The following is a 279-nucleotide window of genomic DNA, read 5'->3' as shown; positions in this document are numbered from 1 at the left end:
GGTATGGCCCGCCAGGGTCTCGGCAATCGCCTTGGGCTGGCCGGGCAGGTTGATGATCAGCGCCTGGCCGCGGATGACGGCCACCTGGCGGGACAGGATGGCGGTGGGCACGAAGTGCAGCGAGATCTGCCGCATCTGCTCGCCGAAGCCGGGCATCACGCGGTCGGCCACGGCCAGCGTGGCCTCGGGCGTCACTTCGCGCGGCGCCGGGCCGGTGCCGCCGGTGGTCAGCACCAGGTCGCAGCCTGCGGTGTCGACGAGCTCGATCAGGGTCTGAGA

Annotated in this window: 1 protein-coding gene; it reads right to left on the bottom strand. The window is 71.7% G+C overall.

Features of this window, described 5'->3' with window-relative positions; genetic code table 11:
* A partial coding sequence (mog, locus tag ACNQ0T_RS24135) for a molybdopterin adenylyltransferase (protein WP_417930489.1) occupies positions 1–279 on the bottom strand: 279 nt, incomplete at both ends.

It is taken from the genome of Enterobacter cloacae complex sp.6700776 (genome assembly GCF_048284255.1).
GTDB classification, from domain to species: Bacteria; Pseudomonadota; Gammaproteobacteria; order Enterobacterales; family Enterobacteriaceae; genus Enterobacter; species Enterobacter intestinihominis.
Note: the sequence above shows the minus strand (reverse complement) of the source record. Positions and strands in the feature narration are given on the sequence as shown.